This window comes from Nitrospirae bacterium CG2_30_53_67 (assembly GCA_001873285.1).
GTDB lineage: Bacteria > CG2-30-53-67 > CG2-30-53-67 > CG2-30-53-67 > CG2-30-53-67 > CG2-30-53-67.
This window is the reverse complement of sequence record MNYV01000093.1, coordinates 1-14,569: the sequence shown is the minus strand read 5'-3', so window position 1 is coordinate 14,569 and position 14,569 is coordinate 1. Positions and strand designations below refer to the sequence as shown.

Below are 14,569 nucleotides of genomic sequence, written 5' to 3'. Positions count from 1 at the left end.
ATCTCTGCTCGTACTCCTGGATGTAGATCTGCAAGCGGGGAAACCTACCGGTATTGTCCTTGGAAAGATGATCTTTCAGGATACTCTTCAGCACGCCGATACGCTTGAAGACGGCCTCTGATTCCTCTTCCGCCTTAAGAGGGTAAAGGAAAAAATTCTTCTCATGCCGTCTGAGTTGTAAGGACTCACTCCTGATGGTGTCCGTAATTTCAAGGAGATGGATTTCATTTCTGATTTTAACGAAGCTGACATACTCAAAGCCTACCAGTATGGCAATGATCGAGGCGCTGATAAAAAAACTTAGGGCCGTCTTTCTCTTCAATAACATAAGGCTGCACTGTCCGACGTTATGAAAACATTCATTATTGGGTAGGTGAATACCTTACCCTTATTCCGGCCCCCTTTCAAGAACAAATCTGTGAGCGCAAAAAACAAATACATTATACCTTTGCAGACACCTTTCCTATATCTCTCCAAGGCAAGACCTCTACACCCAGTCGTCTTTGGCCTTCGTTGCCGCCGTATACAATATAGGGGTGTTTCGCAACATTGTCAGTGATCTTGAGCCACTTCTTAATCCCTGCAAAGTAGTCCTTTGTTATGGTCTGGCCTGATTTTATCTCTATTGGAATAAGGGTATCCGCTTTTTCAACCAGCACATCAATCTCATTTCCCGTGTTGTCTCTCCAGAAATAAAGGTTTGAAGCCAGTCCCCTGTTGTATCTCCCCTTTAACAACTCACTGACAACCCAGCTTTCAAAAAGAGAACCCCGCATGGCGTGTATAGACATTTGCCCGATATCCTGGATACCCAAGAGCCATGCCGCAAGACCGGTATCGTAAAAATAAAGCTTGGGGGTTTTTATCAGTCTCTTTCCAAAATTTCTGTGATGGGGCTGGAGTAAAAATATGATATAACTCGCCTCCAATACCGATAGCCACGCCCTTGCCGTGTTGTGGGTAATACCGCAGTCATTCGCCAGTCCGGAGAGATTCAGGATCTGTCCGGTTCTGGCAGCGCACATACGGACAAACCTCTGAAAGACGCTCAGATCCCGCACGCTGATCATCTGCCGGACGTCCCGCTCAACATAGGTAAAAACATAATTGGCATACCACCCCGAAGGTGAAAGCTCACGGTCATAGAGAGGGGGATAGAATCCTTTAAAGAGCATTTCATTCAAACCTTCGGGCGCTATTTTGCCGGTTTTGAGCTCCGTCAGCGAAAAAGGCAGCAGATGCAGAATGCCCACTCGGCCTGCAAGCGACTGGGTAATTCCGGAAATGAGACCAAACTGCCGGGAGCCGGTCAAGACAAACAGACCCGCCTCTCTTTTTTTATCCACGATTCCCTGGAGGTAAGAAAATAATGGAGGGCAGCGTTGGACCTCATCCAGCACCGCCCCGTCAGGATATCCGGCAAGAAAGCCCCGCGGGTCTTCATTGGCAAATTCCATTTGGTCCGGCTCTTCCAGTTTTACAAATTGTCAATACGATTTACAATCTGTAACTACATTATTTTGACCATCGCTTATCTTTTGGGTCATCGCGGAAGAGTGTTGTTTATTATTCACACGGACCATGTTTTATGCAATAATTCGGATACGGCGTTTGTGGAGTATAAAACCATGCCCTACCGTCTCCTTGCAGATCTCCTTGTGATAGGCCACGTCGCCTTCATCCTCTTCGCGGTTTTCGGCGCGGCGCTGACATTCAGCCGGCCGAAAATCATTTGGCTGCATGTGCCGGCCGTGATTTGGGCCGCGCTTATTGAATTTGCGGGGTGGGTCTGCCCGCTTACCCCATTAGAAAACCGGCTCCGCATGATGGGCGGAGAGGCAGGCTATTCGGGCGGGTTTGTAGAACACTACATTCTTCCGGTCCTTTATCCCGGGATGCTCACGCGGAAGATTCAGGTCCTCCTGGGCATCCTGGTTCTTGCCTTCAATCTCTTTATCTATATACGGTTCATGGGTTCACAAGCAAAAAAGTGACGATCCCGCGGATGAAGAGACTTCACTCGCAGACCTGCGGCGCCAGCATGGCCTCCCTGATCTGCTCCGCCTTTTGCTTCCCGATCATCCTCCGGACAATCGCGAGGCCGAAGCAGAGCGCCGTGCCGGGCCCCCGGCTGGTCAGGATGTTCCCGTCCTCGACCACGGTCTTCTCCTCATAGAGAGCGGCGCCGAGCTTGTCCCTGTAAGAGGGGTAGGAGGTCACACGCCTTCCGTCGAGGATGCCTGCATCGGCAAGCACATAAGGCGCCGCGCAGATCGCTCCGATAAGCTTCCCTTTATCATGGAAGTCCCTGATCAGATCCCTTACCCGCCTGTCGGCATTGAGATGGTCTGAGCCTGGCTGTCCGCCGGGCAGGACAAGCATATCAAAGTCCTCAACCCGTATGGAATCCACCACCGTGTCGGGAATGACCTTGACCTTGCGGGCGCTTGTCACGGGCCCTTGATGCAGGCCGGCGATCAGCACCTCGATCTCCGCCCTTCTCAGCACATCCACGACGGCCATGGCCTCCACTTCCTCAAACCCATCCGCAAGAATCAGGACTACCCTTGCCATATGGATCTCCTTTTGATATCGGATGCCTCTTCTGAAATATAGATCCCCTGCAGCCCACACGGCCTGCGGGTCACTTCCACTTGATGTTGCACCCCATGCTCGGCTTCTGGTCCGGACTGACGGGTTCGCCCCGCAAGATCCGATCCAGGGCGCCGCGCAAATCCTTTCCGGTCACCGGGATTCCGCTCCCCGGCCTCGAATCATCGAACTGCCCGCGGTAGACGAGCTTCAAATCCCCGTCAAAGACATAAAAGTCCGGGGTGCAGGCGGCCTTATAGGCCCTGGCGGTCTCCTGGGATTCATCATAGAGGTAGGGGAAAGGATAGCCGAATGCTTCCGCTACCTCCTTCATCCGTTGCGGCGAGTCGTCCGGATAGTTTCCCGCATCATTGGCATTGACGGCCACGAAGGAGATCCCTTTCTTGATATATTCACTTGAGACACTGACCAGCTCTTCCCGGATATGCTTCACATAGGGGCAATGGTTGCAGATGAACATGACCACCGTGGCCTTGTCCGATTTGAGTTCATTGAGGCGCTTCTCGTCCCCCTCCACCGGGTCCGGAAGGGTGAAGGGAGGAGCGATCGTGCCCAAAGGAAGCATGTTGGAAGCCGTCAGTGTCATGGTATCACTCCTTTGAATTTTCGGGTATCTCCAGTTTCTTAACACTTCTTATTAAAACCGATTTCGTGAACCTTGTCAAATCCGCTGTTTCATTCGTGCCGGGTTCCCCGAACCCTGGCAGCGGGCGCGGCGGCTCTTTTTCATGGACCCGGACGATTGTGAGGCCGCAGAGGGCACTGTGGACGCCGTCCTGAAGGCCCTGCTTACCTTAGTGCCCTATTCGTAAATACGGTCGCATTCGAGTGCCGTAGGGCAGTCTCCTCGGCGTTCCACTCCTTGCGGCGTACCAGAGGGGTACGCCGCAGTCGCGCGCCTTGATGAGACTGCTCTACGGCACTCTCGGTACGTTACCATATTTACGAACAGGACCACTTAGTGGCCCTATCCTAAATTGAGAAACCGCATCTTTGGCGGGGTGTTGATTTGTTCTTGGAACTTCCCCCATTCTGTGATATAAGAAAGTACCTTCTCAGAATGCAGGAAGAAAGGGGTGTCATGCCGATCCGACCACTGGAAAAACAGTTTGAACCTAAAAAGGTCGCTGAAATCAAGAAACTTCAGAAGGAATACGAAAATCTCCGTCTGACGCTCAAGGGCGGCTCTGCCGGATACATGATCTCCGGGATCACACGCTCTCTGGAAACCGGTATCCTGATCGGGGCGTTGAGTCTTGCCTTTTCGTTTCTCGACATGTTCGTCCATGATCTCCTGATCGTCCATTACAGGGAGGAAGACCTGGATGGCGACAATCCACGGGATATGGGACCCGTCAGGTTTTCCGGACAGAGCATCCTCCCTTTTGAAGGGTACATCCATAAATTCCGCCTCGATCATCTAATTGAAGAAAAAGAGGCCAAAGAGATTCTGCTCCTCTACCGGAATATCGGTATCCCCCTCCATCACGTCCTCTCACGACGCATCGGACGCTACGGGAGCCCGCTGATCATCGGACAGGACAACCTCCTGGACCGGTTCCTGACCCGTAATATCGGAGACCTTCACCAGATCGAAGAGATGATCGAAGACTATGCCACGGAATGCCTTCAGAAGATTGTCTCTTTTATCCAGAAGCATCAGGGAGTGATCAAGAACAGGGGCTGATGCATCGGTTCAAAGCTCCAGCCGTTTTATCGCTTTGCCGCCCAGGATGAATAAAACCACCCCATAAAAGAGGATCACAAGAAGTGAGATGAAGGGGACGCCGTTTCCTGCCACCAGGCTGCGCAAGGACACCGCGGCGTGGGTCAGGGGGTAGACCATGATGAGCGTCGCGAAGGGTTCCGGAAGACGTTCGGGAGGAAAGAAGGTTCCGGATAAAAAAGACATGGGGAGGATCACAAAATTAGTGAAGTTGGTCATGTCCTCGTGCGACTTGGCCAGCATGGCGGCCAGAACGCCGAGAGATGCAAAGATGAAACAGGTTAAAAAAAGGATCCCGAAAAAGGCCGCGTTGTATCGGATCTGAATGTGGAGCATCAGGCTGATCAGGATCAGGAGCAAGGCGGAGAAGAGTCCCTTAAAACAGCCTGATAGAACGCGTCCGAGGGCGATGGACCAGTGGCTTACCGGGGAGACCAGGATCTCTTCAATGGTCCGGTAATAAAGCTTGCTGATATTCAATGTGACCGCAACGCCTGAAAAGCTGTTGTTCATGGCGGAGAGGGCAATGATGCCGGGAAGCACGAAGACCAGATAGTCTAATCCATGCACGTTGATCCCCCGCCCGAGCCCCCATCCGAAGGTCACGAGATACAGGGACGGCATGACCAGGCTGCCGGCCAGAAATTTCCAGAATTTCTTCCGGATGGAGAGCATCTCCCTCCAGAAGATCGTGTAGAATCCGGGGCTATTCATGATGGATCTTCTCTCCGGTCAGATTCAAAAACACATCCTCCAGGTTGGTCTGGCGGATCATCAGGTCCTGATTCAAGCTCCCCGCATAGGCCACGGCCTCCCTGCGCTCCTTGAAAAACCGGACATCGCATCCGTTGCGGTTCTGGCATTCCACGGCATACTCGCCCAGATCCCGCTTGAGTCCGTTCGGGGAATCCAAGGCTATCAGCTCTCCTTTCCGCAGGATCCCGACCCGATGGCATAAGGCCTCGGCCTCTTCGATGTAGTGCGTGGTGATCAGGATGGTGATCCCCTGGTCCTTGAGATCCTGGATCAGGCCCCAGATCTTTCTCCGGATCTGCGGATCCAGGCCGACGGTAGGTTCGTCCATGAACAGGATCCTGGGCCTGTGCATCAATGCCCTGGCGATCAGGAGCCGCCGTTTCATCCCCCCTGAAAAATGATCGACCTGGACCTTGCTTTTATCATCGAGTCCGACAAAGCCGAGAATCTCCGAGGCCCGATCCCGCCTTTGTTTCTTCGGCATCTTATGAAGCCGGCCGTGAAAGTCCAGATTCTCCTCTGCCGTGAGTTCGATCTCGAGGTTCAACCCCTGAGGCACCACGCCGATGATCTTCTTCACCTCCAGCGGGCGATCCTCCACGTTGATACCGCTTACAAAGGCGCGGCCGTCTGAAATCTTTGCGAGGGTGGTCAGCATTCGGATCGTGGTGGTCTTGCCGGCGCCGTTGGGCCCGAGAAGGCCGAAGATCTCCCCCTGATGAATCGAGAGATTCAACCGGTTTACGGCAGTCAAGCTCCCGAACTTTTTTGTAAGATCAAACGTCCGGATCATCCATTCGTCCATTAAAATACCCTGCTGGAAAAGTCCCCCCGGTTTCTGTCCTCGGCCGGGAAGCCGCCATGCCATTCACCCGTTACACCATACATAAACGGCCGTCCGCTGTCAATCTTGAGAATATCCGATTCAGAATAGCCGGATTCCCATAACTATGTTATAGTAACCGTATTCCTCTCGAGGCACACCAGAGGGAGGGAGAGATAACCACAGAGTGCTGAGAGAAATACCCTGTGTTCTCTGTGGTCAGGTTTTGACAACACGTTGATCCTTGAAGGGGAACGGATATGGAATACGACGACACACTCAGGAAGGTGATCGAGTTCCATGGGCACATCTGTCCGGGACTGGCCTACGGCTACCGCGCGGCCAAAGCGGCATTGAAGGCCCTGGGCGAGCGCTCCGCGGATGAAGAGATCGTGGCCGTTGTGGAGAACGACTCCTGTTCAGTGGATGCCATCCAAGTCATGACCGGGTGCACCTTCGGCAAAGGGAATCTCATCTTCAAGGATTTCGGCAAACAAGTCTATACTTTTTTCGGCCGATCCGCCGGCAAAGGGCTCAGGATTTCCGTGGATTACACACCCAGGGAATCCCCCGAGGACAAAAAGGCCTGGGAAAGGTATCTCTCCGGTGAGCGAAACCCTGACCTGGTCAAACGGGTCCGGGAACTCAAGGCGCGGAAGGTTGAGGAGATTTTAACCGCGGACGATGAGCAAATCCTCAGGATCCATGAAATCGAGTACGAGCCTCCGCCCATGGCCCGGATCTATCCGAGCCTGCGCTGCGAGAAATGCGGCGAAAAAGTCATGTCCTCCCGGATTAAGGAAGACAAAGGGAGAAAACTCTGTATCCCCTGCTCAGAGTAGCCAGGGGTTGCTGCCTCCGGCCTCTCCCTGTCCCGAACGGGCTCAAACAGGCTCATGAAGAAGGATGGTGTTTTACGCACTTGCAAAACAGAAAATATGAGATATATTTGGTTATGATATTGCTATACACATAGAGTAATAAATAAACTCGCATACAGAGGGATAGAACAAAGCAGACCGAGGCGCGACGAAGTCGAGGAGTGAGGCGTACTGATAGTACGCCGCAGCGACGAGACGAGGAAGCAACAAAGGTATGCAAAGTTATGTCGCTCTGTATAAAAAAGGAGGGATGAATATGTGGGAAAAAATCAAAAAAGGCATGGATGATGCCTATCAGGGGATCAAGACCGCAACCTCCAAGATCACCCTCAAGGCAGAGGAAAAAACAAAACTGACCCGGATGAACCTTAGGAGCAACACTTTGAAAAAAGAGATGGACGGCGTCATGGCGAAGATGGGGAATCGGTTGTACACACTCCGAACACAGGACAGCCAGTCCAATGTCTTTCATGACGGAACCATCCAGGATCTCTTCAAAGAGGCTGACAGGATTCAGGAAGATGTGAATAAACTTCAGCAGGATATGGACCGCATCAGGGAAGAGTACGAGGGGAGGATCCATGGACTCGGCATCTCTTCAGAGTCCGAGCCGGCGGTCAAAGACGAGACCAAAGAACCTGCGAAAGCGGGGAAAAATAATTGATCCAAGCCGGATCAGGGCATGAGATAAAGCGCCCCTGAACTCACTTTGCCTATTTTTTTCTGAATCAGATCCCCGACCGCCCCCTTTTTCAGAAGGTCCAGCCATTTCAGGTTTTCCTTTTTCTCGTAGATCAGGTCGGGCTCCCCTTTAATACCCGTAAGTTCCTTGGTCAGATCCACGGCATCCTGAAAACTGCCCAGTTTATCCACAAGACCGAGGCCGAGGGCCTGCCTCCCTGAGAAGATACTCCCGTTTGCGATCTCTTTAATCTTGTCCATGGCCATCCCGCGTCCTTTGGATACGTCCTCCATAAACTGCATATGGACATCATCAAGCACGCTCTGCAGGATCTGGCTCTCCTCCTCACTCATAGGCCGAGTGATGGAACCGATATCCTTGTATTTCCCGCTTTTGACGACATAGCTCTCAACCCCGATCTTGTCCAGGAGTTCCTGAATATTGGACATCTCCATAATCACGCCGATGCTGCCCGTGATGGTCCCGGGGTTGGATACGATCTTGTCCGTTGCAGAGGCGATGTAATAGGCCCCCGATGCGGCCACGTTCCCAAAAGAGGCGACAACCTTCTTCTCGCCTTTCTCATGGATCTTCCTGATCTCGGAATAAATCTCCTGTGACGGGGCCACGGCGCCACCGGGGCTGTCAATGCGGAGGATGATCCCCTTGACGTTTCTGTCTTCGCTGAAAAGCTTCAGATGATCAAGGATATCCTTGGAATCAAGAATAATCCCTTGAATCTCGATCACGGCGATCTTTTCCCGTCCGAGCGCGGCCATACCATGATCTTTTTTACCCAGGATTGAGGAAAGGATAAAAACCGTAATGAAAACAAAGAGAGCAAGCCCGACGGCCAGAGTTAAAAAACGGATGACAGCGTTCTTTTTCATGGTCGTTTTCCTCGCAGCCTAAGCGGTCCTGTTCTTAAATATGGCGACGCAGCGACCTCCCCTGCCGGCAGGCAGGGAGGATCATAGGGCGGGCGGATCCAAGTTCCGCTCCTTGTGGATTCGAAGATCCGTCAATTTTCACTGGTTTCAGTTGCCGAAGAGGGCTCGGTTCCTGAAGATCCTCCCATGAGATCCCCCATGGTCGTCCGCATCGCCTCATGGCTCTCCATATACTCTTTGAGCTCCGCCGATTCAAGACCTTCAAGATATTTTTTGATGGAAAGGCCGATCTTGCGCTCCTCGGCGTCTATTTTGACCACAGCGGCCTTGATGTCCGTGTTGATGGAAAGAATGTTTTCGACCTTGGCATGCGGATCCAGATCCACTTCACTGATATGAATGAGACCTTCGATTCCGTTCTCCAATTCGACAAACACGCCGAAATCAGTGATCTTGATCACCCGGCCGGTTACGACAGAATCGATCCGGAATTTCTCAGCAACGTCAGTCCATGGATCGGGAACCAGTTGTTTGATCCCGAGGGATAGGCGTTCCTTTTCCTTGTCCACATGGAGGACAACCGCCTCGATGGTTTCCCCTTTCTTCAGGATCTCCGAGGGATGTTTGATCCTCCGGGTCCAGGACATATCGGAGATATGGACCAGCCCGTCAATCCCTTCCTCAAGGCCGATGAATGCTCCAAAATCCGTGAGGTTCCTCACGGCGCCGTTGATCCTGGCACCGACAGGATACTTTTCCACGATAATATCCCACGGATTGCTCTCGGCCTGCTTCATCCCGAGCGAGATCCGCTTATTCTTGACATCAATATTGAGAACCACGGATTCAACGATGTCACCCACGGATACCACCTTGGATGGGTTTCGAATCTTCTGTGTCCAGGACATCTCGGAGACATGAACCAGGCCCTCCAGTCCTTCCTCCAGTTCAACAAAGGCGCCGTAATCGGTCAGGCTGACCACCTTACCCTTGACGCGGCTCCCCACCGGGTACTTCTTTTCCCCGGATTCCCAGGGGTCCCGTGACTTTTGCTTGTAGCCGAGGGAAACCCGTTCGTTTTCCCTGTCGAACTTGAGAACAACGACTTCCACTTCATCACCGAGTGAAAAAAGCTCGGATGGATGGTGGACACGGCCCCATGACATATCCGTAATATGAAGGAGGCCGTCTATTCCTCCCAAATCGATAAAGGCGCCGTACTCGGTCAGGTTCTTGACGATCCCCTTGATGACCTTCCCCTCCTCCAGGTTCTTCAGGGTATCCACCTTGAGCAGCTTGCGTTCTTCCTCAAGGAGCGCCCTTCGGGAGAGGACGATATTCCCGCGCTTCTGATTCATCTTGATGATTTTCATCTGGAGTTTTTTGCCGATGAATTTTTCCAGGTTCCGCACAGGATGGATATCCACCTGAGAACCGGGGAGAAAAGCCCGGATGCCGATATCCACGGAGAGGCCCCCCTTGATTCTCGAAAGGACCACCCCTTCCACGCTCCTAGTCTCTTCATAAGCCTTGGAAATATTCTCCCAAACCCGGAGGCGGTCCGCCTTCTCCTTGGAAAGAACGATCTGGCCCTCGCTGTCCTCCACCTGTTCGATCATGACGTCCACTTCGTCGCCGACCTTGATCTTGAACTCTCCATCGGCCATGAACTCTTCGCTCAGGACCAATCCCTCGGACTTGAACCCTATATCAACGACCACATGATCCTTGGTCACTTTGAGAACCCTGCCTTTAATGACGGATCCTTCCTTGGCGTTCTTAAACGTCTCCTCGTACATTTTGGCCATCAGATCGGGGGTAAACTCATCTTCCTCCCGGGTGGATACGCCGGGATTGAGATCCTCCTTTACGCCATTGTCAATCGTTGAATGATTTTTCTCTTCCTGATGATCGCTCATAATCCCTTGAAACCTCCTGATTTTTTTTTCAGAAAGGCAAGCCTTTCCGTCACGGCAGAAAAAAGGATCGCCGTGAAATATTGTATCTTACAACGGATGTACCCTCATTTGCAACCATAAAATTTTTCAGAGGTTTTGTCAATATTTTTGTAGTGTGAGGACAACCTCTAACGGGGTTCACTTGACCCCTAAAATCCTTAGAACCCTTGGCCCCTTTTGTTTTCACCCACTCTTTTGGAGATGATCATCTTTTTATCCTACCTGCCGTTCCGATGGCATGGACCGCCGGGTCTCATGTTTCATACGGATTCCCCTGAGATTTGATTCAGCCGTTCTATCATCTCCTCAATGATCCACTCGGGCGTGGATGCGCCCGCCGTGATCCCGACCTTGCCGGCCCCATGAAACCAGGCCGGATCGATCTCATCCCGGGTCTCGATATGAAAGGTCCGGGTCCCGGTGAGGCGGCAGAGTTCGGCAAGCCGTGTCGTGTTCCCGCTGTTCCTTCCTCCCGCGACCAGCATCACATCCACCCGCCGCGCAATCCCCTGGGCCTCCTGCTGGCGGACATGAGTCTCGTCGCAGATGGTATTATAGATCTTGATCTCGTTCGCTTGATGCAGGCATTGCTTCACAACCTGTTCAAACTTTTCAAATGTGGTGGTGGTCTGAGCGATGATCCCGATCTTTCGCACCTTGTTCAGAACGTCAAGGTCTTGAGGGATTGCCGCAACGAGCGCCGACTCCCCGGCATAGGAGAGGATTCCCCGTACCTCGGGGTGGTTCTTGTCTCCCACGATCACCACGGTATAGCCTTCCTCTTTGAGCCGACGGGCGTATTCCTGGGCCTTTTTGACAAAAGGGCATGTGGCATCCACAAGACGAATCCCTGCATCTTCCGCTGTTTTTACCATGGATTGGGAGACACCGTGTGATCGGATGATCAGCGCCTCACCATGGAAATCCCGTATATTCTCTATGGGCCGTACGCCCACGGATTCAAGGCGGGAAACCACTTGCGGGTTGTGGATAAGCGGGCCGATGGTGCCGACCTCCCCCCCGGCCTTGTCCACCGTTTCATAGGCGGTCGAAATCGCTCTCTTTACACCGAAACAGAACCCGGCATGGCCGGCAATAATGATTTCCATGATCTATGATCCCCTGTTTTTGCCTCGGCCTGTCCGGATCTCCATGATCAGCCTCTCAACGGCCTCCTGGATGGTCATGGACGTGGTGTCGATCTCCACGGCATCCTCGGCCTTGCGAAGGGGGGAAAGGGATCGGGTGGAGTCGTTTCTGTCACGCAGGGAGACCTCCTTGATCACGGCATCCAAGTCAACCTCATCTCCTTTTTCTTTGATCTGCTCGGCACGCCTTCTTGCACGCTCATACAGGGAGGCGGTGAGAAAAAATTTATAATCCGCATCCGGAAAGACCACGGTGCCCATGTCCCGCCCTTCGAGAACGGCATTCCCCTGCTCGCCGAGTTTTCTCTGCAGGGAGGAAAGCCATCTCCTGACCGGCTCAATGGCTGAGATATCCGAGGCCACCATTCCCATATCGGGTTTCCGGATGAGGCCGGTCACGTCCGTGCCGTTGACCAGGATACGGGTACTCCCATCCTTTTCCTCAAAAGAGAGGCTTGCGCTCTCAAGGAGCGCATGGAGCTCCGAGCCGTCATGAAATGGGACCTTCCTTTCTCTGGCCAGCCATCCGATCGCCCGGTACATGGCGCCGGTGTCGATATATCGGTATCCCAATCGTTCAGCGAGCTGTCTCGCCACGGTACTCTTTCCTGCACCCGAGGGCCCGTCAATGGTCACGATAGACCCGCGCTTCATTTTTCCTCCCTTGCAACTTGCTTCAACATCTCCTCAAAGCCAGGGAAAGAGGTGCGGATACAGCCGGTATCCAGAATCGTGATCCCGGGTTCGGACCGGAGCCCGGCGACGGCCATGGCCATGGCCACCCGATGATCCCCGAAGCTGTTGCATTCCCCCTCTTTCAAGCTCTCCTGTCCGAGGATCAGCAACCCATCCTCAAGCTCTTCCACCTCCGATCCCACGATCTGGAGATTGACGGCCATGGCCCGGATCCGGTCGGTCTCCTTGAAGCGAAGCTCAGAGGCGCCGATGATCCGTGTCGTCCCGGAGGCCATGGCCGCGGCCACGCAGAGGATGGGAAACTCGTCTATGGCGGCGGGAACCTCCTCAGGCGCAACATTGGTCCCCTTAAGATGGGAGGTCTGCACATGGATGTCCGCCACGGGTTCCTCGCCGCCATCCCTGTTTTCAAGATCCATCCTGGCGCCCATCCTCTTCAAAATCCCAAGCAGGCCGGTCCGGGTCGGATTGATCCCCACATTTCTGATGAGGAGATCCGACCCGTCCACAATCAGCGCCGCCACAATAAAGAAAGCGGCCGAAGAAAAATCCGAGGGGACACTGATCCTGGTCCCGGAAAAGCGCTCCACTCCGTTGACAGATACAGTCGTCCCGCTCTGCTCGACCTGGACCCCGAACCGGCGGAGCATCCTCTCGGTATGATCCCGTGAAAGGGAGGGTTCGGTCACGGAGGTCCGTCCTTCGGCGTTGAGCCCTGCCAGGAGGAGCGCCGATTTCACTTGGGCGCTCGCCACAGGAGAGACATAGTCTATGCCGTGAAGCTCACCGCCCTGGATGGCAAGAGGGGCCAGAGATCCGTCATCCCTGCCGAGAATCTTTGCCCCCATCTCTCGGAGCGGGCGGGTGACCCGTCCCATGGGACGCCGGCTCAGGGAGGCGTCTCCGGCAAGGACGGCAAAAAGATCCTGCCCCGCAAGCAGGCCGGACAGAAGACGGATCCCTGTGCCGGAGTTTCCCATGTCCAGGACTTCCATGGGTTCCTTAAGACCCCGAAGGCCTGCGCCACGGATGAGGATCCGGTCCCCGCTGTCTCTGATCTCCACACCCATTTTCTGAAAGGCCCTGAGCGTATTGAGGGAGTCCTCGCCTCGAAGCAGGCCCCTCACCTCGGTCATCCCTTCGGCAATCGCCCCCAGGATCACAGCCCTGTGGGAGATGGATTTGTCGCCGGGGACCGTGATCTCCCCCCGAATGCCCCGGGATTTTCCAACCGTCAAATGTTCCATGCTCACAGATCCTTTCTGAATCCTCGGGCTTGCTCAAAGAGGCGGCTCAGCTCCTCAAAACGATCCTGCTCAATCTTCACCTGAATGCTGTTCAACGCCCGGGTATAGTCTCCGATCATCTTCAGGATGTTCTTCTTGTTCATCCTGCAGATCTCCTTCCACATCTCCGGGTGGCTCCCGGCGATCCGGGTGATATCCTTGAATCCCCCGGCGGCAAATGACGGAATGCTCGGATGACGATCCTTCATACCGGAGAGGGTGTTGACCAAGGCATAGGCCGCCATATGGGGGAGATGGCTTACAGCCGCGAGGATGACATCATGCTCGGAGGCGTCCATCTCCACCACCATGGAACCGACCCCCTCCCACAGGGACCGGATTTTTCTCAGCGCCTCCGGGTCTGTGGAACGGGTCGGCGTCAGCACGGTCCGTGCCCCTTCGAAGAGGTCGAAGCGGCCCGCCGCAGCGCCTGACTCCTCGCTCCCGGCAATGGGATGTCCTCCCACAAAATGCACGCCGTCAGGCAGGATCTCATCCAGCCCCGAGACAATGGCCTGCTTCACGCTCCCCACGTCGGTGAGGCAGGCCCCTTTTCGCATAAGGGGGGCGGTCTCCCGTCCGATGGAGAGGATCCTCTCCACGGGTGTTGCGAGCACCATCAGGTCCGCATGCTTGCAGACCTCTTTGGGATCATGGACATACCGGTCCACGGCGCCCATGTTCACGGCCGCATCCAGATTGGCCTTGTTCCTCCCCACCCCGATGACTTCGCCGAACAACCCCTTTTTCTTTCCGGCCAGGGCCAGGGAGCCGCCGATCAGGCCGACGCCGATGATCACAACTCTTTTGAAATGAACGGGCATGTTTCCTCTTTTTAAATTCTAAATTCTAATATCTAAATCCTAAACAAATTCGAATTTCAAAATTCAAATATTCTAAACAATTCTGCTCCCCATTATACTGTTTCGAACTTTTAATTTTGGTCATTAGATATTGTTTAGAATTTCGGATTTCGAATTTAGGATTTACTGAAAACCTCCTATGGTTATTTTATATTCTTCCCCCAATCACCTTCTCCAGCGCCCCGGCCAGCCTCTGATTTTCCCGGGGCAGACCGATGGTGATCCTGAGATGCCGCTCCCCCATGAC

Annotated in this window: 15 protein-coding genes and 1 pseudogene; 4 read left to right on the top strand and 12 right to left on the bottom strand. The window is 53.7% G+C overall.

From position 1 onward, the window contains the following. Both AUK29_05805 and AUK29_05800 read right to left on the bottom strand, forming a co-directional pair. Positions 1-328 (bottom strand): annotated as a pseudogene (locus AUK29_05805) (hypothetical protein). Positions 329-440: 112 nt separating this feature from the next. Then, positions 441-1,457 (bottom strand): AAA family ATPase, encoded by a 1,017-nt coding sequence (locus tag AUK29_05800; GenBank protein ID OIP63903.1) that lies wholly within the window; start codon positions 1,455-1,457, stop codon positions 441-443. A 171-nt stretch (positions 1,458-1,628) separates the two neighbouring features. Here AUK29_05800 and AUK29_05795 point away from each other — a divergent pair, with 171 nt between their 5' ends. Next, positions 1,629-1,994 (top strand): hypothetical protein, encoded by a 366-nt coding sequence (locus tag AUK29_05795; GenBank protein ID OIP63902.1) that lies wholly within the window; start codon positions 1,629-1,631, stop codon positions 1,992-1,994. A 22-nt stretch (positions 1,995-2,016) separates the two neighbouring features. On the opposite strand, the gene AUK29_05790 is transcribed toward AUK29_05795, so the two are convergent. Both AUK29_05790 and AUK29_05785 read right to left on the bottom strand, forming a co-directional pair. Next, positions 2,017-2,574 carry a DJ-1 family protein gene (locus AUK29_05790; GenBank protein OIP63901.1) on the bottom strand — a complete coding sequence of 186 codons (558 nt, stop codon included), beginning with the start codon at positions 2,572-2,574 and terminating at the stop codon, positions 2,017-2,019. A gap of 70 nt (positions 2,575-2,644) precedes the next feature. After that, a complete protein-coding gene (locus AUK29_05785) occupies positions 2,645-3,199 on the bottom strand; it encodes a thioredoxin family protein (GenBank protein ID OIP63900.1) in 555 nt (184 codons plus the stop codon). A gap of 495 nt (positions 3,200-3,694) precedes the next feature. Here AUK29_05785 and AUK29_05780 point away from each other — a divergent pair, with 495 nt between their 5' ends. Continuing rightward, positions 3,695-4,300: a hypothetical protein gene (locus AUK29_05780; GenBank protein ID OIP63899.1), complete on the top strand. Its 606-nt coding sequence runs from the start codon at positions 3,695-3,697 to the stop codon at positions 4,298-4,300. 9 nt (positions 4,301-4,309) lie between these two features. Here the strand turns inward: AUK29_05780 and AUK29_05775 are convergent, their stop codons facing one another. Then, positions 4,310-5,053, bottom strand: coding sequence for a multidrug ABC transporter permease (locus AUK29_05775; protein ID OIP63898.1), 744 nt, complete (start codon positions 5,051-5,053; stop codon positions 4,310-4,312). After that, complete coding sequence (locus AUK29_05770) at positions 5,046-5,888, bottom strand: multidrug ABC transporter ATP-binding protein (GenBank protein ID OIP63904.1); 843 nt, start codon at positions 5,886-5,888, stop codon at positions 5,046-5,048. The genes AUK29_05775 and AUK29_05770 overlap by 8 nt, the downstream gene beginning before the upstream one ends. A 290-nt stretch (positions 5,889-6,178) precedes the next feature. Between AUK29_05770 and AUK29_05765 the strand changes: the two genes are divergently transcribed. Together AUK29_05765 and AUK29_05760 are read left to right on the top strand one after the other, a co-directional pair. Then, positions 6,179-6,760: a hypothetical protein gene (locus AUK29_05765; protein ID OIP63897.1), complete on the top strand. Its 582-nt coding sequence runs from the start codon at positions 6,179-6,181 to the stop codon at positions 6,758-6,760. A 295-nt stretch (positions 6,761-7,055) separates the two neighbouring features. Then, positions 7,056-7,463, top strand: a complete 408-nt coding sequence (locus AUK29_05760) for a hypothetical protein (GenBank protein OIP63896.1) — start codon at positions 7,056-7,058, stop codon at positions 7,461-7,463. An 11-nt stretch (positions 7,464-7,474) separates the two neighbouring features. Here AUK29_05760 and AUK29_05755 read toward each other — a convergent pair whose 3' ends face one another. From AUK29_05755 to AUK29_05730, 6 genes are all read right to left on the bottom strand, one after another. Continuing rightward, a complete protein-coding gene (locus AUK29_05755; protein OIP63895.1) occupies positions 7,475-8,371 on the bottom strand; it encodes a hypothetical protein in 897 nt (298 codons plus the stop codon). 131 nt (positions 8,372-8,502) lie between these two features. Continuing rightward, positions 8,503-10,290, bottom strand: coding sequence for a 30S ribosomal protein S1 (locus AUK29_05750; protein OIP63894.1), 1,788 nt, complete (start codon positions 10,288-10,290; stop codon positions 8,503-8,505). A 299-nt stretch (positions 10,291-10,589) separates the two neighbouring features. Then, entirely contained in the window at positions 10,590-11,438 is an 849-nt protein-coding gene (locus AUK29_05745) for a 4-hydroxy-3-methylbut-2-enyl diphosphate reductase (GenBank protein OIP63893.1), read from the bottom strand. A gap of 3 nt (positions 11,439-11,441) precedes the next feature. Further along, positions 11,442-12,131, bottom strand: coding sequence for a cytidylate kinase (locus AUK29_05740; GenBank protein ID OIP63892.1), 690 nt, complete (start codon positions 12,129-12,131; stop codon positions 11,442-11,444). Continuing rightward, positions 12,128-13,420: a 3-phosphoshikimate 1-carboxyvinyltransferase gene (locus tag AUK29_05735; protein OIP63891.1), complete on the bottom strand. Its 1,293-nt coding sequence runs from the start codon at positions 13,418-13,420 to the stop codon at positions 12,128-12,130. The genes AUK29_05740 and AUK29_05735 overlap by 4 nt, the downstream gene beginning before the upstream one ends. Before the next feature lie 2 nt (positions 13,421-13,422). Beyond that, entirely contained in the window at positions 13,423-14,283 is an 861-nt protein-coding gene (locus AUK29_05730) for a hypothetical protein (GenBank protein OIP63890.1), read from the bottom strand. Positions 14,284-14,569 lie beyond the last annotated feature (286 nt).